Origin of the sequence: Streptomyces sp. GESEQ-4, from assembly GCF_017948455.1 — a bacterium.
Classification (GTDB): domain Bacteria; phylum Actinomycetota; class Actinomycetes; order Streptomycetales; family Streptomycetaceae; genus Streptomyces.
The window spans coordinates 78,186-100,166 of sequence record NZ_JAFFSU010000030.1; the positions used below are offsets into that span (position 1 = coordinate 78,186).

At 70.1% G+C, this 21,981-nt stretch carries 15 protein-coding genes; 6 read left to right on the forward strand and 9 right to left on the reverse strand.

Going from position 1 to position 21,981, the window contains the following annotated elements:
* Positions 1 to 142: 142 nt before the first annotated feature.
* Both KCH48_RS36560 and KCH48_RS36565 read left to right on the forward strand, forming a co-directional pair.
* Positions 143 to 3,793, forward strand: a complete 3,651-nt coding sequence (locus KCH48_RS36560) for a hydantoinase B/oxoprolinase family protein (protein ID WP_210581432.1) — start codon at positions 143 to 145, stop codon at positions 3,791 to 3,793.
* Entirely contained in the window at positions 3,774 to 4,379 is a 606-nt protein-coding gene (locus tag KCH48_RS36565; protein WP_210581434.1) for an ATP/GTP-binding protein, read from the forward strand. Before KCH48_RS36560 ends, KCH48_RS36565 begins: the two co-directional genes overlap by 20 nt.
* Before the next feature lie 56 nt (positions 4,380 to 4,435).
* Here the strand turns inward: KCH48_RS36565 and glpK are convergent, their stop codons facing one another.
* The 5 genes from glpK to KCH48_RS36590 all read right to left on the reverse strand — a co-directional run bounded on the left by glpK (position 4,436) and on the right by KCH48_RS36590 (position 10,430).
* Complete coding sequence (gene glpK, locus KCH48_RS36570) at positions 4,436 to 5,944, reverse strand: glycerol kinase GlpK (protein WP_210581437.1); 1,509 nt, start codon at positions 5,942 to 5,944, stop codon at positions 4,436 to 4,438.
* A gap of 22 nt (positions 5,945 to 5,966) precedes the next feature.
* Complete coding sequence (locus KCH48_RS36575) at positions 5,967 to 6,692, reverse strand: MIP/aquaporin family protein (RefSeq protein ID WP_210581439.1); 726 nt, start codon at positions 6,690 to 6,692, stop codon at positions 5,967 to 5,969.
* A 325-nt stretch (positions 6,693 to 7,017) separates the two neighbouring features.
* The gene (locus KCH48_RS36580) at positions 7,018 to 8,670 is read right to left on the reverse strand and encodes a GGDEF domain-containing protein (RefSeq protein ID WP_210581441.1); all 1,653 of its coding nucleotides are present in this window, start codon (positions 8,668 to 8,670) and stop codon (positions 7,018 to 7,020) included.
* Between the two features lie 147 nt (positions 8,671 to 8,817).
* A complete protein-coding gene (locus KCH48_RS36585) occupies positions 8,818 to 10,008 on the reverse strand; it encodes a lipid-transfer protein (RefSeq protein ID WP_210581443.1) in 1,191 nt (396 codons plus the stop codon).
* Positions 10,005 to 10,430: a Zn-ribbon domain-containing OB-fold protein gene (locus KCH48_RS36590; protein ID WP_210581475.1), complete on the reverse strand. Its 426-nt coding sequence runs from the start codon at positions 10,428 to 10,430 to the stop codon at positions 10,005 to 10,007. The genes KCH48_RS36585 and KCH48_RS36590 overlap by 4 nt, the downstream gene beginning before the upstream one ends.
* Positions 10,431 to 10,702: 272 nt before the next feature.
* On the opposite strand from KCH48_RS36590, the gene KCH48_RS36595 reads away from it, so the two are divergent.
* On the forward strand, positions 10,703 to 11,239 hold the full coding sequence (locus KCH48_RS36595; RefSeq protein ID WP_210581445.1) for an NUDIX domain-containing protein: 537 nt from the start codon (positions 10,703 to 10,705) through the stop codon (positions 11,237 to 11,239).
* Here the strand turns inward: KCH48_RS36595 and KCH48_RS36600 are convergent.
* On the reverse strand, positions 11,230 to 13,608 hold the full coding sequence (locus KCH48_RS36600) for a glycoside hydrolase family 31 protein (protein WP_210581447.1): 2,379 nt from the start codon (positions 13,606 to 13,608) through the stop codon (positions 11,230 to 11,232). The genes KCH48_RS36595 and KCH48_RS36600 overlap by 10 nt on opposite strands.
* 213 nt (positions 13,609 to 13,821) lie before the next feature.
* Here KCH48_RS36600 and KCH48_RS36605 point away from each other — a divergent pair, with 213 nt between their 5' ends.
* Complete coding sequence (locus KCH48_RS36605; protein ID WP_210581449.1) at positions 13,822 to 15,789, forward strand: acetoacetate--CoA ligase; 1,968 nt, start codon at positions 13,822 to 13,824, stop codon at positions 15,787 to 15,789.
* Positions 15,790 to 15,792: 3 nt separating this feature from the next.
* Here KCH48_RS36605 and KCH48_RS36610 read toward each other — a convergent pair whose 3' ends face one another.
* Positions 15,793 to 17,112: an aminotransferase class I/II-fold pyridoxal phosphate-dependent enzyme gene (locus KCH48_RS36610; protein ID WP_210581451.1), complete on the reverse strand. Its 1,320-nt coding sequence runs from the start codon at positions 17,110 to 17,112 to the stop codon at positions 15,793 to 15,795.
* Positions 17,113 to 17,223: 111 nt separating this feature from the next.
* Here KCH48_RS36610 and KCH48_RS36615 point away from each other — a divergent pair, with 111 nt between their 5' ends.
* On the forward strand, positions 17,224 to 18,432 hold the full coding sequence (locus KCH48_RS36615; protein WP_210581453.1) for an MFS transporter: 1,209 nt from the start codon (positions 17,224 to 17,226) through the stop codon (positions 18,430 to 18,432).
* Between the two features lie 22 nt (positions 18,433 to 18,454).
* A complete protein-coding gene (locus tag KCH48_RS36620) occupies positions 18,455 to 19,354 on the forward strand; it encodes a hypothetical protein (RefSeq protein ID WP_210581455.1) in 900 nt (299 codons plus the stop codon).
* A 72-nt stretch (positions 19,355 to 19,426) separates the two neighbouring features.
* On the opposite strand, the gene ptsP is transcribed toward KCH48_RS36620, so the two are convergent.
* On the reverse strand, positions 19,427 to 21,097 hold the full coding sequence (ptsP, locus tag KCH48_RS36625) for a phosphoenolpyruvate--protein phosphotransferase (protein ID WP_210581457.1): 1,671 nt from the start codon (positions 21,095 to 21,097) through the stop codon (positions 19,427 to 19,429).
* Positions 21,098 to 21,175: 78 nt separating this feature from the next.
* Complete coding sequence (locus tag KCH48_RS36630; RefSeq protein ID WP_210581459.1) at positions 21,176 to 21,625, reverse strand: PTS glucose transporter subunit IIA; 450 nt, start codon at positions 21,623 to 21,625, stop codon at positions 21,176 to 21,178.
* Positions 21,626 to 21,981: the final 356 nt, after the last annotated feature.

Genomic DNA, 21,981 nt, shown 5'->3' on the forward strand with positions numbered 1-21,981 from the left:
CACCGAGAGGCGCCGCCCGGTGTGGACAGGGCACCGGCGCAGCCCTCCCGATATGATCTGACCGATCGTCGACGACCCTCGGCAGCTCATCCGCGACTGAGCTGCCGATAGGGTTCCGAGCAGCGCGATCGGGGAGACGGACGTGACGACGGGCTGGCAGTTCTGGGTCGACCGAGGCGGCACCTTCACGGACATCGTCGCGCGACGCCCCGACGGCCGGCTCCTCACCCATAAGCTCCTGTCCGACAACCCCGCGCGCTATTCCGACGCGGCAGTCGCCGGCGTACGCGAACTGCTGGACGGCTCCCATGCACCCGTCGAGGCCGTCCGGATGGGGACCACCGTCGCCACCAACGCCCTCCTGGAACGCAAGGGCGAGCGCACGCTCCTGGTCATCACCCGTGGCTTCCGCGACGCTCTGCGGATCGCCTACCAGAACCGCCCCCGCATTTTCGCCCGCCGCATCGAACTCCCCGAGCTGCTCTATGAGCGGGTCATCGAGGTCGACGAGCGCATCGCCGCCGACGGCACCGTCCTGCGCGCTCCCGACCTGGACGCTCTCGCCGGGCCCCTCCAGGAGGCGTACGACGACGGTGTCCGGGCCTTGGCCGTGGTCTGCATGCACAGCCACCTCCACCCCGCCCACGAACAGGCTGTCGGCGAGCTGGCCGCCCGAATCGGTTTCCCCCAGATCTCGCTGTCCAGCGAGGTCAGTCCGCTGATGAAGCTCGTCCCGCGCGGGGACACCGCCGTCGTCGACGCCTACCTGTCGCCCGTGCTGCGGCGCTACGTCCAGCAGGTCGCCGACGAACTCGAAGGCGTGCGGCTGATGTTCATGCAGTCCAACGGCGGGCTCGCGGAAGCCGGGCAGTTCCGCGGCAAGGACGCCATCCTGTCCGGGCCCGCCGGCGGCATCGTCGGCATGGCCCGCATGTCGCAACTGGCAGGCTTCGACCGGGTCATCGGCTTCGACATGGGCGGCACCTCCACGGACGTCTCGCACTTCGCGGGCGAGTACGAACGTGTCTTCACCACGCAGATCGCCGGAGTCCGGCTGCGCGCTCCCATGCTGGACATCCACACCGTCGCGGCCGGCGGCGGCTCGGTCCTTCACTTCGACGGCTCCCGCTACCGCGTAGGGCCGGACTCGGCGGGCGCGGAGCCGGGGCCCGCCTGCTACCGGGGCGGCGGTCCGCTTGCCGTCACCGACGCCAATGTCATGCTCGGCCGCATCCAACCCGCCCATTTCCCCACGGTGTTCGGCCCCGACGGCGACCAGCCCCTCGACGACGCGCTCGTCCGCGACCGGTTCGCCGCCCTCGCCCGGGAGATCCGGGAGCAGACCGGCGACGAGCGCACACCGGAGCAGGTCGCCGAGGGTTACCTGCAGATCGCCGTCGCCAACATCGCCAACGCGGTCAAGCGGATCTCCGTCCAGAAGGGCCACGACGTCACCCGCTACGCCCTCACCACCTTCGGTGGTGCGGGAGGCCAGCACGCGTGCATGGTCGCCGACTCGCTCGGCATCCGCACCGTCCTCGTGCCGCCCATGGCCGGCGTGCTCTCCGCGCTCGGCATCGGCCTCGCCGACACCACCGCAATGCGCGAACAGTCCGTCGAGGCACCCCTGGAGCCCGCCTCCATGCCCGCCGTCCGCAAGACCGCCGACGACCTGGAGGGCGCCGCCCGCGCCGAACTCCTCGCCGAGGACATCCCCGAGGACCGCATCCGGATCACCCGCCGCGCCCAGCTCCGCTACGACGGCACCGACACCACCCTCACCGTCGAGCTCACCGAGCCCGACACCATGCAGCACGCCTTCGAAGAACGTCATCGCGCCACATACTCCTTCACGCTCGACCGCCCGGTCGTCGTCGAAGCCCTCTCCGTAGAAGCCACCGGCATCACCGAACCCCCCGATCTCTCCGCTCTCGCCCCGTTCGCAGCCGTCCCTGACGGCCGCTCCTCCGCGCCGGACATCGTCCGCCTCCATACCGGCGGCGCCTGGCGCGACGTACCCCTCCACCGCCGCGAGAACCTGCCCCCCGGCGAAACCGTCACCGGCCCCGCGATCATCACCGAGGCCAGTGCGACGACCGTCGTCGACGACGGCTGGCGGGCCGCGACGACCGACGACGGGCATCTGGTCATGGAACGCGCGGTGATTACGCAGAGTTCCGATCTCGACACGAAAGCTGATCCCGTTCTGCTCGAGGTCTTCAACAACCTCTTCATGTCGATCGCCGAACAGATGGGCGCCCGGCTGGAGTCCACCGCCCAGTCCGTCAACATCAAAGAGCGCCTGGACTTCTCCTGCGCCCTCTTCGACCCGGACGGAAACCTGGTGGCCAACGCCCCCCACATCCCCGTCCACCTGGGCTCGATGGGCACCAGCGTCAAGGAGGTCATCCAGCGGCGCGGCTCCGGGATGCGTCCCGGCGACACCTACGCCGTCAACGACCCGTACCACGGCGGCACCCACCTCCCCGACGTAACCGTGATCACCCCGGTCTTCGACTCCGAGAACACAGCGGACACGGAGAGCAACCGGATCCTCTTCTACGTCGCCTCCCGCGGACACCACGCCGAGATCGGCGGCATCGCGCCCGGCTCCATGCCCGCCAACAGCCGCACCATCGACGAGGAAGGGATCCTCTTCGACAACTGGCTGCTCGCCGAGCGGGGCCGCTTCCGCGAGAAGGAGACCCTCCGCCTCCTCACCGAGGCGCCTTACCCCTCCCGCAACCCGAAGACCAACCTCGCCGACCTGCGCGCCCAGATCGCCGCCAACCAGAAGGGCGTCGACGAAGTCGCCCGCATGATCGAGAACTTCGGCCTCGACGTCGTCCAGGCGTACATGAAGCACGTCCAGGACAACGCGGAGGAGGCCGTACGACGGGTCATCGACGCGCTGGACGACGGCGACTACGCCTACGAGACCGACTCGGGGGCCGTCATCAGGGTCAGCGTGCGCGTCGACCGTGAGAACCGGTCCGCGACCGTCGACTTCACCGGAACCTCCCCCCAGCTGGACTCCAACTTCAACGCACCCTTCGCGGTCGTCAACGCGGCCGTCCTGTACGTCTTCCGCACTCTGGTCGCCGACGACATCCCCCTCAACGACGGCTGTCTGCGCCCCCTCGACATCGTGGTGCCGTCCGGCTCGATGCTCGCTCCGGAACCGCCGGCCGCCGTGGTCGCCGGCAACGTGGAGACCTCGCAGGCGATCACCGGCGCGCTCTATGCCGCACTCGGCGTCCAGGCGGAGGGCTCCGGCACGATGAACAACGTGACCTTCGGCAACGAACGGCACCAGTACTACGAGACCGTCGCCTCCGGATCCGGCGCGGGCGACGGTTTCCCCGGGGCGCCCGTCGTGCAGACCCATATGACCAACTCGCGGCTCACCGACCCGGAAGTCCTGGAGTGGCGACTGCCCGTCCAGCTCGACGAGTTCGCCGTCCGGCGTGGCAGCGGCGGCGCCGGACGCTGGCGCGGCGGCGACGGAGCGGTGCGCCGCATCCGGTTCCATGAGCCGATGACCGTCTCCACGCTCTCCCAGCACCGCAGGGTCCCGCCGTACGGCATGGCGGGCGGCGAACCGGGCGCGCTGGGCGCCAACCGTGTCGAGCGCGCGGACGGTACGGTCAGTGCACTGGGCGCGAGCGATGCGACGGACGTCGCCCCGGGCGACGTACTCGTCGTCGAAACCCCAGGCGGCGGAGGCTACGGACCGCCGTCCCCCCACCCCCATCAAGCAGGAGAAGAGATCGATGATCTTCGGGCGTTCTGAGCGCGGCAAGCCCCCGGTCGAGCCCGTCACGCTCAAGATCCTGGTGGCCGGCGGCTTCGGCGTGGGCAAGACCACGCTCGTCGGCGCGGTCAGCGAGATCAGGCCACTGCGCACCGAGGAACTGCTCACGGAGGCCGGACGTCCGGTCGACGACACGAGCGGCGTGGAGGGCAAGCACACCACGACCGTCGCGATGGACTTCGGGCGCATCACCTTGCGCGAGGACCTGGTGCTGTATCTCTTCGGCACGCCCGGTCAGGAGCGGTTCTGGTTCATGTGGGACGAGCTCTCCGAGGGCGCGCTCGGCGCGGTCGTCCTGGCCGACACCCGGCGCCTGGAGGACTCCTTCGCCGCCGTCGACTACTTCGAGCGGCGTTCCATACCCTTCGTCGTGGCCGTCAACTGCTTCGAGGGAGCCGCCCGTTACCCGGAGGACGACGTACGCCAGGCGCTCGACCTCGACGACTACGTACCCCTGGTGCTGTGCGACGCCCGCGCCCGGGAGTCCGTCAAGGAGGTCCTCATCAGCGTGGTCGAGCACGCCATGGCGTACGCGGCGGACCACCGCCAGACGGTCACCACCTGACGCACACGCGCGGCCCGTACCCCCACCGACCGGGGTACGGGCCGCAGTTCAGGTGCCTAACTCTCCTCCTCCAGCCAGCCGAAGCTCTTCTCCACGGCCTTGTGCCATTTGTGGTACTCGCGGTCCCGCACCGACGCCTCCATCGCCGGCGTCCACTCGACGTCCTTCTGCCAGTGCGCCTTGAGTTCGTCGAGGTCGTTCCATACCCCGGTGGCCAGTCCGGCTGCGTAGGCGGCGCCCAGGCAGGTCGTCTCGGAGACCTTGGGCCGGATCACGGGCACCCCGAGGACATCCGCCTGGTGCTGCATCAGCAGGTTGTTCTTGGTCATGCCGCCGTCCACCTTCAGGGTCGTGATGTGCACCCCTGAGTCCTGGAACATGGCGTCCACGACCTCCCGCGTCTGCCAGCTCGTCGCCTCCAGCACCGCGCGCGCGAGGTGCGCCTTCGTGACGTACCGGGTGAGCCCGGTGACGACTCCGCGCGCGTCGGAACGCCAGTACGGCGCGAACAGGCCGGAGAACGCGGGCACGATGTACGCGCCCCCGTTGTCGTCGACGCTCGCCGCCAGGGGCTCGATCTCGTCGGCGGTACGGATGATGCCGAGCTGGTCGCGGAACCACTGCACGAGCGCGCCCGTTATCGCGATGGACCCCTCCAGGCAGTAGACGGGCGCCTCACCGCCGATCTTGTAGCCCATCGTCGTCAGCAGTCCGCTCTTCGACGGCACCGGCCGGTTGCCGGTGTTGAGCAGCAGGAAGCTGCCGGTGCCGTAGGTGTTCTTCGCGGTGCCGACGTCGTAGCAGGCCTGGCCGAACACCGCTGCCTGCTGGTCGCCCAGCGCCGAGGCGACGGGGACGCCGGAGAGCTGCCCGACGGCGGTTCCGTACACCTCGGCGGACGACTTGATCTCGGGCAGCACGGCCTCGGGCACGTTCATCGCGGAAAGGATCGACGGGTCCCACTGAAGGGATTCGAGGTTCATCAGCATCGTGCGTCCGGCGTTGGTGACGTCGGTGACGTGGCGCCCTCCGTCGGTGCCGCCGGTGAGGTTCCAGATGAGCCAGGAGTCGATGGTGCCGAAGGCGATCTCGCCGTGCTCCGCACGTGCGCGCAGCCCCGGCACGTTGTCCAGCAGCCAGGCCGCCTTGGGCCCGGAGAAGTAGCTGGCCAGCGGCAGTCCGGTCTGTTCGCGGAAACGGTCCTGCCCGTCCGAGCCGCCGAGTTGGTTGCACAGAGTGGCAGTGCGCGTGTCCTGCCAGACGATGGCGTTGTGTACGGGCTTGCCCGTCGCCCGGTCCCACAGCACCGTGGTCTCGCGCTGGTTGGTGATGCCGAGCGCGCTGAGCTGGTCGGCACGCAGCCCGGCCTTGGCGATCGCGCCGGCGACCACCGCTTGCACCTTGGACCAGATCTCGGTGGCGTCGTGCTCCACCCAGCCGGGCTTGGGGAAGATCTGGCGGTGCTCACGCTGGTCGACGGCGACGATCGCGCCGTTCTGGTTGAAGATGATGCAGCGGCTCGAGGTGGTGCCCTGGTCGATTGCGGCGACGAACTTGTCCGTCATGACGTCCCCTTCGTCGGATCCTTCAGAACGCTGCGTTGAAGATCACCCCGGACAGCGCCCCGCCGATCAGCGGACCCACTACCGGAATCCACGCGTAACCCCAGTCCGAGGTGCCCTTGTTGGGGATCGGGAGCAGCGCGTGGGCGATGCGCGGGCCCAGGTCACGGGCCGGGTTGATGGCGTACCCGGTGGGACCGCCGAGCGACAGACCGATGCCGACCACCAGGAACGAGACGATCAGAATCGCGGTACCGGACTCACCGAGCCCCTTGGTCAGGCCGAACGCCAGGATGGGCAGCACCAGACCGACGGTCGCGATGATCTCGGTGATGAGGTTCGCCACGGGATTGCGGATCGCGGGCGCCGTGGAGAAGACCCCGAGCGTCGGCTGCGCCTTGTCCTCCTCGGCGTTGGCCTGGAACTGCGCGAAATAGACGAGCCAGCACAGGATCGCGCCGAGGAAGGCGCCGACCATCTGCCCGGCGACATAGAGGTGGACCTTGTCCCATTCCCCGGTGTCGATGGCGATCCCGAGGGTCACGGCGGGATTGAGGTGCCCACCGGACAGCGGTGCGGCGGTGTACGCCCCGGCCAGCACGCCGAAGCCCCAGCCGAAGGCGATGACGACCCAGCCGGCGTCCTTGGCCTTGGAGTAGTTCAGTACGACCGCGGCGACCACTCCGGCGCCGAACAGAATCAGGATCGCGGTACCGATGACTTCGCCGACGAATATGTCTCCGTCGCTCATGGCGGCTCCTAGGCCCTGGCCCGGGACGATCGGCCCCGGTCCTTCGTGCGGGGTGCGGTTTCCTCGGCGAACAGCCGGAGGCAGGGAGAGTCCCGCGCCCCGCCCGGCGTCCGTGACGAGCGTGCCGTAACAGCCGAATCGCCCGTGGGGGAGTGGCCCTTGGTTCAGGCGGGGCCCGCGCGGCGCAGTGCCTGGATACGCCGAGAATGTACGGCGATGTCGACTGACACCGGGAAGTTTTCACCGGCACTCAGAGAGCGTCAAGGTCGTTGACGGCACCGGTTGAGAGGCACGGTGAGAAGTGCGACCGGAGCCGACGTGCCCCTCAGCCCCTCCCGGGCTCCACCACCGCGCACTCCGCCGGAGCGGGCCCGGCCCCCGATCCGCGGCGGATCTCGTGTCCGGGCAGACCCGCGTGGCCCAGCACCCAGCTCGCTCCGGACAACGATTTCGCGGCCTTCTTGAGCGGCGCCAGACACGCGGACGCCTGCCGGTGGTCCGCGACGCTGCCCGGCATGCACAGGACCGTGGCCAGGGACAACGTGACGGCTCGCCCGCCCGCGGACCAGGGCGCGTCCAGCACTGAGACGGCCAGCGGATCCAACCCCTCCGGATCGGCCAGAACCAGGAAGTCGTCCCCGCCGATATGGCCCACCCGGGTGCTCTCGGACGCGGCGTGCTGCAGGGCCCGCCCCACCGACCGGATCAATTCGTCGCCCGCCGCGAATCCCGCCCCGTCGTTCACCTGTTTGAAGTGGTCGACATCCAGCCAACTCAGCGCGAAGGTCCGCCCGTCCGCGATCCGCCGGTCCACCTCACCGGTGATCGCGTCCGAACCGGGCAGCCGGGTCAGCGGATTGAGCGACGCCGCCTCCTCGACCCGGGTCTCGGCCAGCGCCCGTACCAGGTCCGCCAGGCGGACGACGCCCACGCACCGGCCGTAGCGGTCGACGACGGCGACATCGTCCGACGTCCGGTCGCTGCCGCCGACCGCGACCACGTCCAGGACCTCCCAGGCGGTCGCGTCGACGCCCACCGTCCGTGGCGGGTCGCCCAGCTTGGCCGCGGGCCGGTCGGCGTACAGGGCATGCCCGTAGCGCCCCGACATGGACAGCAGGAAGCGGGACCGGTGCAGCGAGCGGACCGGCACACCGTCGCGGTCCACGAGCAGCACCCCGGACACGTCCGGCGACCCGGTCAGCAGCGCTCGCACCTGGCCGGCGGACGCGGTGGCGGGCAACAGCGCGGCGGGCCGCACGAACTCCCGGACCGACGGGCCCGACGGCGGTGACGCCATGGCGCCGGGGGAGCGGGGCGGAACGTATACGTCCGCCGCCGGCAGCCGGGCCGGCGGCGCGAACAGCTCGCCCTGCGCCAGCTGCGCACCCGCCGACAGCGCCGCCGCACACTGCAGTTCGGTCTCGACGCCTTCCACCGACAGCAGCGCGCCCAACTGCTCGCACAAAGTCCGCATCGCCCGCACCGCCGCCGGCCGGGACAGCAGTGACGCATCGAGCTTCACCAGGTCAGGCGCGAGATCGGTGAGCAGCCGCAGCGGTACGTCCCCGTCCCCGACCCCGTCCGCACTGATCCGGAAACCTTGGCTCCGCAGCGATCCCACCGCCTCCAGCAGCGCCCGCTGCGGCACATGCGTGTACGGCGGGACCACATCGATGGTCACCTCCCACGGCAGCCTCCCGGCCTCACGCACGGCGGCATGCAGCGGGGTGAGGCCGCCGAGGTCGGCGAGGGTGCCCGCGAAGACGTTGACGTGCAGCGGCAGCATGGTCTCCTTGCGCGCCGCCGCACGGACCGCCAACACGGCCAGTCTGCCGTCGAGTTCGGGATCGCGGCGGGCCTCGGCCAGGATGTCGCCGGCCTCCGGGCGGGCGAGTATCTCCAGGCCCGCGACTCCGCCGGTGGTCAGATTGACCACCGGTTGAAAGGCGAAGCGGAGAGTGTCCGTCCAGGAGTGCACGGGAGCATGATTTCGCCCCCAGCGCGCCCCCGAGCGCAGTTCATGAGACATTCACGCAGCATTCCGGACCCATGACGCAGCGTGTGCAACGACTGCCGCTTTCGGACATACGGCCGTACCGTCGCGTGTGCCGCACGGTCGGGTCCCTCACCGCACCGCGATCACCGCCGAACCATGGCCGAAAAGGCCCTGGTTCGCAGTGATCCCCACCTGTGCCCCGGCGACCTGCCGGGCACCGGCGTCCCCTCGCAACTGCCAGGTCAACTCGCAGACTTGGGCGATCGCCTGAGCCGGGACCGCCTCCCCGAAGGAGGCCAGACCACCACTGGCGTTCACGGGTATGCGCCCGCCGAGCGCCGTCGCGCCCTCCCGCAGCAGCTTCACGGCCTCGCCCTCGCCGCACAGTCCGAGATCCTCGTACCACTGCAACTCCAGGGCGGTGGACAGGTCGTAGACCTCGGCGAGGGAGAGATCCTCGGGCCCGATACCGGCCTCCTCGTAGGCGGCCCGCGCGATCGACGCGCGGAACGTCTCCGCGGCGGGCTCCATCGTGGCCGCCGAGTCGGTCGCGATGTCCGGCAGGTCCAGCACGGTGTTCGGATAGCGCGGCGTGACCGTGGACACCGCCCGGATCCGCACCGGATCCGTCATCCCGTGGCGGCGTGCGAACTCCATGCTGCACAGGACCAGCGCCGCCCCGCCGTCCGAGGTGGCGCAGATGTCCAGCAGTCGCAGCGGATCGGCGACCACGGCCGAAGCGGCGACCTCCTCCGCGGTGACCGGCTTGCGGTACCGCGCGTTCGGATTGAGCGCCCCCTGTGCCGCGTTCTTCACCTTGACCTGTGCGAAGTCCTCCGGTGTGTCCCCGTGCACAGCCATCCGGCGGCGTGCGTAGAGCCCGAAGTACGTCGGATTCGTCGCGCCGAGGACCCGAAAGCGCAGCCAGTCGGGGTCGTCCGGCCGGTCGCCGCCGACGGGTCGGAAGAACCCCTTGGGGGCTGCATCGGCACCCACGACGAGCACCACGTCCGCGAGCCCGGAAAGGATCTGAGCCCGGGCGGTGTTGACGGCCTGGGCCCCGGAAGCGCAGGCCGCGTACACGCTCGCGACTCGGGCCCCCTGCCAGCCCAGCGCCTTCGCGAACGTCGCCCCCGCCACGAACCCCGGATAGCCGCCACGCACGGTGTCCGCGCCGATGACCGAATCGACCCGGCGCCACTCCAGCCCCGCGTCGGCGAGCGCCGCCCGGGCCGCCGCCGTCCCGTACTCGACGAAGCTGCGCCCCCACTTGCCCCAGGGGTGCATGCCTGCACCGAGCACCGCCACCTCTGCTGTCATCCCGCCTCCCCCGTCGGCCGCCACTGCCAGGTCGTCCAGACCGTCTCCGCGTCCTCATGGAGCACGCCCCGGACCACCTCCACCTCCATGCCCACCGCCAGATCGGCGACGGTGACCCCGGGAACCGCCTGTCCCAGCACCACCATCCGCTCGCTCTCCAGCTCCACAGCGATCAACGCGTACGGCTCCCACGGAAGTTCCGGATCGGTCACATAGGGTGACGGCGGACGGTATCGGCTGTCCGTATACGACCAGACGCGCCCGCGCCGCGACAGCGGGACCTCGTCCAGATCGCCGCCCGGGCAGCCGGGATTGCGGCAGTACGCGTCTTCGCGGGGGAAGAAGACCGAGGCGCAGGCCGTACAGCGCGTGCCGAGCAGTGTGAAGTCGTCCCCGTCGCCGGTGAACCATCGCTCCACCACAGGTGTGTGTGTACGTGACAAGAACCCTCCCCGGCAGGTGATCTGACGGAACGTCAGAAGTGTGCCATGGGCAACCTGAAATGAGCAGGGCGCAGTCGGAGAACCAAACGGGTCCTTGCGGCGTCGTCGTATCGGGAGAGGCGGCCGGGGCCCACGGGGGTGGCTCCGGCCGCCTCTTCACGCGGCGTGACACGAACGCCGGGAAACCCCACCGGCAAGCCCTGAGCCGCCCCCCGAAGACGTCCTCCCCGTGATCGGCTACAGTCCGCCGCGTGTCCGAAATTCAAACCTCCGTTCCCAACTCCGCGCCCGACTCCCACTGTTCGAGTTGCGGCACGCCCTACGGAGGGGGCGTCTCCGGCTGGCCCCGCACATGTCCGGCCTGCGGGTCCGTGGCCTACCGCAATCCGCTGCCGGTCGCCGTTGCTCTGCAACCCGTGTACGACACGAGGGGCACCGCCCTGGTCGTCATCACCCGGACCGTGGCCCCCGCGCGCGGGGGCATCGCGTTGCCCGGCGGGTACATCGACGACCGGGAGGACTGGCGGCAGGCCGTCGTGCGCGAGCTCAAAGAGGAGACCGGCATCGACGCGGCCGGCCGCGACGTGCGGCTCGTCGACGCGATGAGCTCCCCCGACGGGCACCTGCTGCTCTTCGGTCTGCTGCCGGAACGCCCGGCGGGCGTGCTTCCGGCGTCCGCCGCCACGAACGAGACGGAGGGCTGGCACCTCCTGCGCAGGCCGGAGGAGCTGGCCTTCCCGCTGCACACAGTGGCCGTACGAGCGTGGTTCGAGGGCCGCTACATCTGAGATCGGCCCTCTACGAGCCCCCGTACGCGCACCGGGTGGGGCGGCGCGTCCCCGCCGCCCTCACCGTCCCGCTCGACGATCAGCTCCCCGCCCTCCCACCGGGTGACGTACCGCTCGATCCCAGGCTCGTCCCACCCGCCACCCGGGTCCGCCACGACCAGCCCGCCTCCGGTCCGGCCGCGGACCGGCGCCCATACCTCCAGTTCCAGCCCGCCGTCGTCCCCGCGCACGGGGACGACGGCACCCGCGCGCGCGAGAACGGGAATCCGCGACAGGGGCGCGTCGACCAGTACCTGAGCCGGCCCGTCGTACGCCTGCTCCGTCACCGTGTCGTACCAGCGGCCCCGCGGCAGTTGCACCGCGCGCCGGTCCGCGCCCGGACCGAGCACCGGGGCAACCAGCAGACTGTCGCCCAGCAGAAACGCATCCTCACAGTTCCGCAGCGCGCGGTCCTCCGGCGCGCCCCACCACAGGGGCCGCACATAGGGCGCTCCCGTGCGGCGGGCCAGATGCGCCAGCGTGACGAAGTACGGGAGCAGCCGGCGGCGTTCGACGAGCGCCACGCGCGCGTGCTCCAGCACCTCCGGCCCGAATTCCCACGGCTCCCTGCGGCCCGCCCGCAAGCTCGCGTGTGTCCGGAACAGAGGCAAGTACGAGCCCAGCTGGAACCACCGCAGATACAGCTCCGGTGACGGGCTCCCGTCGAAGCCGCCCACGTCCGGCCCCGAGTACGGCACCCCGCACAGTCCCAGCCCCATGACCAACGCCAGTGACGCCCGCAACCCCGGCCAGCCCGTCGCCACATCACCGGACCACGTGCCCCCGTAGCGCTGCATGCCGGCCCATCCCGAACGGGAGAACAGGAAGGGCCGCTCTTCGGGTGCCAGAGCCCGCAGGCCCTCGTACGCGGCCTGGGCCATGCACAGCGCGTAGACGTTGTGCGCCTCACGATGGTCGCCGCCGCGTCCGTCGAGGTCGTGCCTGGCCGAGCGCGGCAGCGTCGACTCCCCGAAGGCGGTGAACGACACGGGTTCGTTCATGTCGTGCCAGAATCCGGTGAACCCCTGCGCCAGCCGCTCCTCGTAGAGCCGACCCCACCAGGCACGCACGCGCGCGTGCGTGAAGTCCGGGTAGACCGTTTCCCCGGGCCAGGCGACTCCGCGCACCAGCCCGCCCGAGGCGTCCCGCACGAAGGCACCCTCGTCCGTACCGCTGTCGTACACCGCGTTGCCCGGGGCGGCCTGCACGGCCGGGTCGACGATCGACACCAGCCGGACTCCGTCCCGCCGAAGATCCTCGGCGAGCTGCGGCAACTTGGGGAAGTGCTCCTGGTCGACGGTGAACACCTGGTGGGTGTCGTAGTGGTCGATGTCCAGATGGACCGCGTCGAGCGGCAGGCCGCGCTCCTGGTACCCCGCGACGATCCGCCGGACCTCCTGCTCGCTGCCGAAGCCCCACCGCGCGTGATGATGGCCCAGCGCCCACGCGGGCGGCAGCGCGGGCGCCCCGGTGAGCGACGCCCAGGCGAGCAGTACGCGCGCGGGAGTGCCCACCATGACCCAGCAGCGCAACGGACCGCCGTCCATGCGCAGTTCGCACGCCCCCGACCGGTCGTGACCGGAGCCGGCGCCCTCCTCGCCCTCCTGCAGCGTGATCGTGCCGTCCCAGGACGTGTCGTGGAACACCAGATGGGTGGCCGCGTCGGCCACGACCAACTGGACCGGCATCGTGATGTACAGCGGGTCGTCACGGGGACCGAACGCACGTCCGGGGTCGGTGTTCCACAGCCGGTACGTGCCGTCCCGCAGTCGAGGCCCAGACGCCCTCCCTCCGAGTCCGAAAAAGCGCGCGTCGGCGGCCACCTCCGACCGCTGCATCCAGCGTGCCGCGCCTCCGCCCACCGGCTCCCACCAGCGGGGCGGCAGAGCGCGACGCAGGGTCACACCACCGGGCGTACGCACCTCCACGGCGCCATGCCGTGAGACGACGACCGTCACGCGCTCCGCCACGACCCGCCAGCCGCCGTCCTTGTCCGGCTCCAGCACCGCCCGGGGGTCCGGCTCCGGACAGCGGCCCGCGAGGGCGTAGGAGGGCTCGGGAGCAGCCCCGTCCCAGCCCCAGAAGACGGCGCCGTTCACGGCGACGGTGATCCGCAGCTCGGACCTGCTGAAGCGGACCAGGCCGCCGCCGGGGCCGGGCTCCACCTGTTGCACGGCACCCGGTACCCGGGCGCGCTCGGCACCCCGCGCCGGGAGCCCGGCCGCATCGGCTCGCCGGCGGCGCCATGCCGCCCGCACGGTACGCAACCTCTGAGCGGCTCTCGCAGAGCCGACCGCCTTCACCGAACGCACCAGGTCACGACCGTTCATGCTGCTCACCCTGCCATTGACTGCACCACACAAGCGTGTCGTTCAACTGCCGTTCACCCGTGGCCGGACCACATCTTCACGACGCGGACTATGTGGGGGTCACCCTGGTGCAGAAGTCGATCACATGGCATCGTCCGTGTCAGCCGCGTCACGCGCACACCCCAGCCCGTGCGCGGGAGACGCACACGACGCGCACAGTCCGGGAGCCGCCCCATGTCGACCGTGAACCCCCAGCCGCTGTGGCAACCAGATCCGGAACGCATCGCCCAGGCACAGATCACCAAGTTCCAGGCCTGGGCGGCCGAGTACCACGGAGCCCCGTCCGACGGCGGCTACGCGGCGCTGCACCGCTGGTCCGTCGACGAACTGGACACGTTCTGGAAGGCCGTCACGGAGTGGTTCGACGTACGGTTCTCCACGCCGTACGCGCGCGTGCTGGGCGACCGCTCGATGCCCGGTGCCCAGTGGTTCCCCGGCGCCACCCTGAACTACGCCGAGCACGCCCTCCGCGCGGCCGCGTCCCGCGCGGACGAACCAGCCCTGATGCACGTCGACGAGACCCACCAGCCGCGCCCCGTCACCTGGTCCGAGCTGCGCCGCCAGGTCGGCTCCCTCGCCGCCGAGCTGCGGGCCCTCGGCGTACGCCCCGGAGACCGCGTCAGCGGCTACCTCCCGAACATCCCGCAGGCGGTCGTCGCCCTCCTCGCCACAGCCGCCGTGGGCGGCGTGTGGACGTCCTGCGCCCCCGACTTCGGCGCCCGCAGCGTCCTCGACCGCTTCCAGCAGGTCGAACCGGTCGTCCTGTTCACCGTCGACGGCTACCGCTACGGAGGCAAGGAACACGACCGCCGCGACATCGTCGCCGAACTCCGCCGCGAACTGCCCACCCTGCGCGCGGTCGTCCACATCCCCGTCCTCGGCACCCCGGTCCCCGAAGGCGCTCTGGAGTGGTCGGCCCTGACGGCCGCGGACACCGAGCCCGTCTTCGAACAGGTGCCCTTCGACCACCCTCTGTGGGTGCTCTACTCCTCCGGCACCACAGGCCTGCCGAAGGCCATCGTCCAGTCCCAGGGCGGCATCCTCGTCGAGCACCTCAAGCAGCTCGGCCTGCACTGCGACCTCGGCCCCGAGGACCGCTTCTTCTGGTACACGTCGACCGGCTGGATGATGTGGAACTTCCTCGTGTCCGGCCTCCTCACCGGCACGACGATCGTGCTCTACGACGGAAGCCCCGGCTACCCGGACACGGGCGCCCAGTGGCGGGTCGCCGAACGTACACAGGCCACTTTGTACGGCACCTCGGCTGCCTACGTCATGGCCTGCCGCAAGGCGGACGTGCACCCGGCACGCGACTTCGACCTTTCCACGGTGCGGTGCGTCGCGACCACTGGATCGCCCCTTCCGCCCGACGGGTTCCGCTGGCTGCACGACGAGGTCCGCGACGACCTGTGGATCGCGTCCGTCAGCGGTGGCACGGACGTGTGCTCCTGCTTCGCAGGAGCGGTACCGACCCTCCCCGTCTACATCGGCGAGCTCCAGGCACCTGGCCTGGGCACCGATCTGCAGTCCTGGGACCCCAGCGGCAAACCCCTGATCGACGAGGTCGGCGAACTCGTGGTCACCAACCCCATGCCGTCCATGCCCATCCACTTCTGGAACGACCCCGACGGCAGCCGCTACCACGACAGCTACTTCGACACGTACCCCGGCGTGTGGCGCCACGGCGACTGGATCACCGTCACCCCCCGGGGTTCTGTCGTCATCCACGGCCGCTCCGACTCGACGCTCAACCGCCAGGGCGTGCGCATGGGGTCCGCCGACATCTACGAAGCCGTCGAGCGTCTTCCCGAGATCAAGGAATCACTCGTCATCGGCATCGAACAGCCCGACGGCGGCTACTGGATGCCCCTCTTCGTGCACCTGGTCCCAAGGGCCGCTCTCGACGAGGCCCTCCTGAACCGCATCAAGCAGACCATCCGCGAACAGCTCTCACCGCGGCACGTCCCCGACGAGATCATCGAAGTCCCCGGAATCCCGCACACCCTGACCGGCAAGCGCATCGAGGTCCCGGTCAAACGCCTCCTCCAGGGCACACCCTTGGAGAAGGCGGTCAACCCCGGCTCCATCGACAACCTCGACCTGCTGCACTTCTACGAAGACCTCGCCCACAAGCGCGCCTGAGGATCACCCCCCGTAAGTGGCCTCGGACTCACCGAGCACAACAGCGAAGTCCGAGGCCAACCGCACCGCGTCGGCCGGCTCGAGATCGGCCACCGAGATCCGTACGCCCGGACCGGCCGACAGCCGGAAGCGGGCACCGGACGCGACCCACCACCCGTGCGACCGCAGCCCGTTCACCACGGCCGACTCGTCCCGCACAGGCACCCACACATTCATCCCGCTCGCACCGTGTGCCTCGATGCCCCGTTCTCCGAACTCTTGAAGAAGAGCGCTCCGGCGCAGGGCATAGGCCTCCCCGGCACGCGTCACCAACGCGCGCGTGCCGTCGTCGGTCAGCAGCCCGTACACCGTTTCCTGGAGCAGATGGCTGACCCAGCCCGACGTCAGCAGCAGCCGCCCGTCGTGCCGCGCCAGCGTGGTCGAGTCACACGCCGCCGCCGCCCACCGCAGGTCCGTCCCGAGGAACTTGCTCACCGTCCGTACGTGCACCCAGCGCGCCGGCCCATGGGCCGTCAGCGTGTGCAGGGGCGCTCCGGCCACTTCGGAGGCATGGTCGTTCTCGACGACGAGCACTTCGGGCTCGTCCCGGAGGACGTCGACCAGCGCGTCCCTGCGCACCGCGGAAAAGCAGCCGCCGTACGGGTTCTGGGCCCGGGGACTGCACACCAGGGCGCGCACACCCGCCCGTAGAGCCGCGCGCAGAGCATCGGGACGCACACCCTCGTCGTCCACGGCCACGGGAACGATCCGCAACCCCAAAGCCGTTACAAGATCCAGCAGATGGTGATACCCGGGATCCTCCATCGCGACGGCATCGCCCGGCCGCAGCTCCACCGACAGCAGCCGCCCGATCAGATCCAGCGCTCCGTGAGCGAACGTCACATGCTCCACGGGCACACCATCGGGCAGCAGCCAGTCGCGGACGGCATCCTCCAGCCGCTCCAGCCTGGGCGTCGACCGGTGTGACCGGGCACCGGGTGACAGACGCGACGGTGGTACGAGCCCAGGCAGCAGCGCGGGGTCGGGATGCCCGCCCGACAAGTCCCGCAGTCCCTCGGGCACTTTCGGCGGCCGTCGTGACGCCACCGCCGGCTCCGGTGCCACCACGGTGCCGCCCCGCCCTCGCGTGACCACGATGCCGCGTCCCCGAAGTTCCTTGTAGGCGGTGGCGACCGTCCCCGGACTCACCCCGAGCTCGTCCGCGAGCCGTCGTACCGGAGGCAGCACGGCCCCCGGGCCCAACGAGCCTTCTGCCACGCCCTGTTCGACAGACGCGGCAATCCCCTTGGCCGTCGTACCACTGATCGCATATTGTGTTGCCACGTTGGCGATTATGTACCAATACATAATGCGAAGCAAGGGGGAGCGGTGCGGTCGAGAGGCCTCATGGCGGCATGGTCATCACGCATTCCCGGAGGCCGCGACGGACGCAGAATGCTCACGGTCGCCCTCGTCGACCGAATCGGCAGCGGACTGTGGGCCTCCGTGGCCGTCCTGTACTTCACCTACGTCTCCGGCCTCTCCGTCGCCGAGGTCGGTACCCTCGTCGCCGTCGCCGGGGCCATCGGAATCGCCGGGGCACCCCTGGGCGGCCGCATCGCCGACCGGTTCCCCCTCACCCGAGTCCTCATCGCCGTCCAACTCCTGCGCGCCGTCGCCTCCTTGGCCCTCCTCACCACCCATGACTACGCCCTGCTCCTCGCCTTCTCGGCCGTCGGTAGCCTCGGCGACCGCGCCTCGAGCGTCCTCACCAGGCTGTACGCCGCCCGCGTCGCCGGAGCCGACCGAGTCCGCTACCAGGCCGTCCACCGAACCGTCGCCAACGCCGGCTGGGCACTGGGCGGCCTCGCCGCGGCAGCGGCACTCGCCGTCGGCACCACCACCGCGTACCAGTGGCTCCTCATCGGCGACGCACTGTCCTTCGTCGCCTCCGCGCTGCTGACCCTGCGGTGCGGCGAGCCACCCTCCCCATGCCGGACCGTGATCACGTCGAAGGACCCGGCACCCCCAACAGAACGGGTGAATCCCTGGCGTGACCGCACCTATCTCGCCTACGTCGCCACCGAGACCCTTCTCTCCCTCCACGACGCGGTCTTCAAGGTCGGTCTGCCCTTGTGGATCGCCCACGCGAGCAACGTCCCGCACGGCCTCGTCCCCCTGCTGCTGGTTCTCAACAACGTGATGGTGGTTGCCCTCCAGGTACCGCTGGCCCGCTTCGGCACAACGACCGCGGCGGCACGCGCTCTGCTGAAACCGCTCTCCGCCGCGTTCGCGCTGGGCGGTGTCACCCTGGCGCTCGCAGCCACCGGCGCAACCCTCACCGCCACCCTGCTCCTGATCGCCTCGGCCGTCGCGTTCACCGTGGCGGAGATACTCCACGCCACCGTCTCCTGGGAGCTGTCGCTCGCCCTGGCCCCCGACACCGCCCAAGGCGCCTACCTCGGCGTCCACGGCCTCGCCCAGTCCGCCCAGCGCAGCGTCGGACCGCTCGCCGTCACCGCCGCCATCGCCACCGGCCCCGCAGGGTGGATCGCCTTCGGCGCCGGCATCGCCCTGACCTGCCTGATCCAGCACCGCCTGGTCCGCGAACGCCTCACCCGGAAGCCATTGTCAGTGCCGCCCGTTACTGTGAGTGAGCATTGATCCACTGCACGCAGGGGGAAGAATGGCACACACCGACCACCAGACCATGCGGCGCGTCCTGCGCCGTGAAATCGCGGGCACCATCGGCCTGCTGACGGACGAGCACGACTTCCGCGCCATGCGGCGCTATCGCACCTTCACCTTCGACGACCACAGGACATACCTCCAACAAGTGGAGGCGCTGCTCAAGACGCGCGCCTCTCAGGGCACACACACGACAGTCGCCCTCTTCGACCCGCAGGAGTACGCCGACTTCTGCGCGGACACAGGCCTGGATCCCGACATCCCGACGAGCCGCACCCGGTTCACAGCCGAAGTCGCGACCACTGGCCCAACGGTTCCCTACGAGGGCCAGCCCCTCGCCGACCTCGTCCCCACCCTGATCGACGAGGCCGTACGCCAGGCCACGTGGGAGTACGCGTCCACGCTGCTCGCCCGACTAGGCGCCTGCGCGTCCTGTGGGGAAGACATCGGCCGTGCGGCCTTCGTCCGCGCATCACAATTCCTCGTCCGCATCCTCGACACGGCCCAGCCAGGCGCCCGACACCTCGTCTGCAGCGTCTCGGGAACACCAGAAACACTCGTCTCCGTCCTCCACGCCGACGGGAGCGCGGACGGCACGACCCAGCTCGACGAGGCCGAGGCTCTCGAATTCACCACAGTCCTGGCCCTCGGCCTCGCCACCGAAAGCCCGGGCGGACTAGTGATGCGGACCAGCGCGCCAGACACGCCCGACCGGATCTACGGCTGGCGCCTACGCGGAGACGGCCTCGAACCCCTCACCGCCGGCGAGGTCTTCGACGCCTACTGCACCGACGTCGAATCCGGAGACCTCATCTCCCCGGAATCCGGCGTGGACTACTGCACGCCACCCGACCTCGGACTGGACGACGAGCGACCGACGACGGGGCACGACCACTGAACATGCGAGGGGCGCCCCACCCGAAGGCGGGGCGCCCCTCGTCAACAGCCCCAGACGGCCTGCTCCTTCGAACTACTCGCCGGACAGCACAGCCTGTGCCGCGGTGCGTGCGTCCTCGGCGCTGTCCGCCGCCCGCGCCGCCGCGGCGGCACGCTCACACTGGGCCAGCGTGTACTTGGCGAGAGTCGCCCGGACATAAGGAATCGACGCCGCACCCATGGAAAGGGAGGTGACCCCCAGACCGGTCAGCACACACGCGAGCAGCGGGTCCGACGCCGCTTCACCGCAGACACCACAGCTCTTGCCCTCGGCCTTCGCCGCTTCGGCGGACAGCGCCACCAGGTCGAGCAGCGCAGGCTGCCACGGGTCCTGCAGCCGGGAGACGGCCCCCACCTGCCGGTCGGCGGCGAAGGTGTACTGAGCGAGGTCATTGGTTCCCAGGGACAGGAACTCGACCTCCTGCAGAACCGAGCGGGCCCGCAACGCGGCCGACGGGATCTCGACCATCGCACCGAACTTCGCCTGCAGCCCAGCCGCACGGCACGCGTCGGCGAACGCCTTGGCGTCGGCACGGTCCGCCACCATCGGGGCCATGACCTCGAGGTAGACCGGCAGCCCCTCCGACGCCTTCGCCAGCGCCGTCAGCTGGGTGCGCAGCACCTCAGGGTGGTCGAGCAGCGTCCGAAGACCGCGCACACCCAACGCCGGGTTCGGCTCGTCGGCGGGCGTCAGGAAGTCCAGAGGCTTGTCCGCGCCCGCGTCCAGCACCCGCACGACGACGCGCCCCTCGGGAAAGGCCTCGAGCACCTGCCGGTATGCCTCGACCTGCTTCTCCTCCGACGGCGCACTCTTGCTGTCGTCGAGGAAGAGGAACTCGGTGCGGAAGAGTCCGACGCCCTCGGCTCCGGCATCGACAGCGGCCGGCACATCCGCCGGACCGCCGACATTGGCCAGCAACGGCACCTTGTGACCATCGGCCGTGGCCCCCGGTCCGGTCGAGGCGGCCAGCGCGGCCTTACGCGCAGCGGCCGCAGCCTCGAGCTGGGCCTTCTTCTCTTCGCTCGGGTTCACGAAGATGTCGCCGGTGCTGCCATCCACGGCGATCACCGTGCCCTCGGCGAGCTCACCGGCGCCCGGCAGCGCCACGACGGCCGGAACGCCGAGCGCCCGAGCCAGGATGGCGCTATGGCTGGTCGGCCCGCCCTCCTCAGTGACGAAACCGAGGACGAGTGTCGGGTCCAGCAGCGCCGTGTCGGCAGGCGCCAGGTCACGAGCGACCAGAACGTACGGGTGGTCGCTGTCCGGAACGCCGGGCATCGGCACCCCGAGCAGCCGGGCGACGATACGATTCCGCACGTCGTCGAGGTCGGCCACACGACCGGCGAGGTACTCACCGGCACCCGCCAGCAGCTCGCGATACGCGGCGAACGCGTCGTACACCGCACGCTCGGCCGTGCTGCCGACCGCGACTCGACGGTCCACATCCGCCATCAGCTCGGGATCCTGAGCCATCATGGCCTGCGCCTCGAGCACCGCCTGGGCTTCGCCCCCCGCCAGATTGCCGCGCGCAATCAGATCGGCCGCTACAGCTTCCACAGCCTTGCGGGCGCGCCCCTGTTCACGCTCCGCGTCCTCCGCCGGAATCTGCTTGGCAGGCGGTTCGAGGACCGCCGTTCCCATGTGCCGAACCTCGCCGATCGCCACACCGTGGCTCACGCCGACGCCTCGCAGCGTTGTCTCCATCTCACCGTCTCCGATAGTGCGGCGGGTCCCGCCGCCGCAATGGTTGTCCCTACTTGCCGTCATACGACAGCACCGACGTCACTTCCAGACGAAGAGACTGTCGCCGGCCTTCACATCACCGTCGTCACGGAGGTCGGAGAGCGCCTCTGCCGTGGCCTCGAGCGCCACGATCGGACACACCGCGGACTTACCGGCGGCCTCGACGGCAGCCGGGTTCCAGCGCACGATGCTCTGACCGCGCTGCACGGTGTCGCCCTTGTTCACGAGCAGCTCAAAGCCCTCGCCGTTCAGCTGAACCGTGTCGATACCGAGGTGGGTGAGCACACCGTGCCCCTGCTCGTCGACGACGACAAAGGCGTGCGGGTGGAGAGAAACGATCACTCCGTCCACGGGCGAGACCGCCTCGGAAGGCTCACGCACGGGGTCGATCGCCGTACCGGGGCCGACCATCGCCCCGGAGAAGACCGGATCCGGCACGGCGGCCAGTCCGATGGCGCGTCCTGCAAGAGGGGACGTCACGGTGGTCATGGGAAGCCTCCCAGGGGTGGAGATGCACACGGGCCGTCACCGTCACTGTCTGTCCCGGACGGCGCACTGTGCAGCAGCGTATGTCAGATGAAGTGCGCGTTCCGCATGGAAGATACCGCTTAGTGGTCTAGACCACCAGCCCAATCGATTTGCACCCTCTTCGAGGCCCCGTGTACAGTCGTACCCCTGCTGGAGGTCAAGCGACGCGATCAAGCGTCCTGGTTCTGGCAACATCCAAACTGGTCAGATCCTATCTCGGGATCATCTTCTGCATGCCTGCAGGACGATGGTCAGAGGGCCGGAAAAACACTGATAAGGTTTGGAAACACCGAAGGGAAGCGCCCGGAGGAAAGCCA